Source organism: Rhodococcus sp. NPDC003382, from assembly GCF_053589135.1.
Genome location: NZ_JBSFRH010000116.1, coordinates 1 through 1418, shown reverse-complemented (window position 1 = coordinate 1418; position 1418 = coordinate 1). Strand labels below are relative to the sequence as shown.

The following is a 1418-nucleotide window of genomic DNA, read 5'->3' as shown; positions in this document are numbered from 1 at the left end:
GCGGCGCGGATTTCGTCGAGTTCCACCCGGAACCCGCGGATCTTCACCTGATCGTCACACCGACCCAGATACTCCAACCCACCGAACGCATTCCACCGCACCAGATCCCCGGTCCGATACAACCGCCCCCCGGCAGCAGCGACATCCCCCGTCGCTCCGCTCGCCCCGACGCCGAACGGATTCGCCACGAACGCGGTCGCCGACAACCCCGGCCGACCGTGATACCCCCGCGCCACCTGCACCCCACCGAGATACAACTCACCCGGCACCCCCACCGGAACCGGACGCAGGAACCGATCCAACACCCACGCCGACGAATTGAACGCCGGCGACCCGATCGGCAACGCCGCCCGCGACCGCGACACCACCTCCCGCGAAATCACCTGCGAGGTGATCCCCACCGTCGCCTCCGTCGGACCGTACAGATTGAACAACCGATCCCCGAACACCTCCAACGCCGCCGACGCCGACGCAGGCGAAAGCTCCTCCCCACCACAGAACACCCGCTCCACACCCGCCACCTGCGACGGATCCGACACGAACTCGAGCAACGCATCGAGCATCGACGGCACGAACTCCACCACCGACACCGCACCCGAGGACATCAACCCCACCAGATACGACGGATCCCGATGACCCTCCGGCTCGGCCACCACCACCGTCGCCCCCGCCACCAACGGCACGAAGAACTCCCACACCGACGCATCGAACGCCGTCGGCGCCTTCTGCAACACCCGATCCGACGCCACGATCCCCGTCGCCCGCATCTTCCACACCAGGAAATTCACCAACGACCGATGCTCGACCACCACACCCTTCGGCCGACCCGTCGACCCCGACGTATAGATCACATACGCCGCATCCCGACCCGACACCGGCCGCGACAACACCACCGGCGCATCCGACACCCCCGACCAGCCGTCCCACGAACCCGGCGACAACTCCACCACCGGAACACCCGAGATCACCGACCGAGCCGACACATCCACCACCGCCAACGACGGCGCACTGTCGGAGAGCACATACTCGATCCGCTCCACCGGATACGACGCATCCACCGGCACATACGCACCACCGGCCCGCATCACCGCCGCCAACACCACCGGCAGATCCAACGACCGCGGCACACACACCGCAACCCGATCCCCCACCCGCACACCGGCATCGACCAACACCCGAGCCAACCGATTCACCCGCGACTCGAACCGCGCATACGACAACGACTCGTCCCCGAACGCCACCGCCGGCGCACCCGACCCGAAACCCGGAGACAACGCCAACAACCCATCCAACGTCGACACCGAAACCGGCACCGACTCCCCCACCGCAAACCCCGACACCAACACCCGATCCGCCACCGGCACCACATCCACCGACGACAACCGCACACCACCAGCCCCCGCCAACACACCGAACGC

General features: G+C 67.1%; 1 protein-coding gene. It reads right to left on the bottom strand.

The features are described from left to right. Positions 1 to 1301, bottom strand: a 1301-nt coding sequence (locus ACWDUD_RS30635) for an amino acid adenylation domain-containing protein (protein WP_450111778.1), incomplete at its 3' end; no start/stop codon positions are given. Between the last annotated feature and the right edge of the window lie 117 nt (positions 1302 to 1418).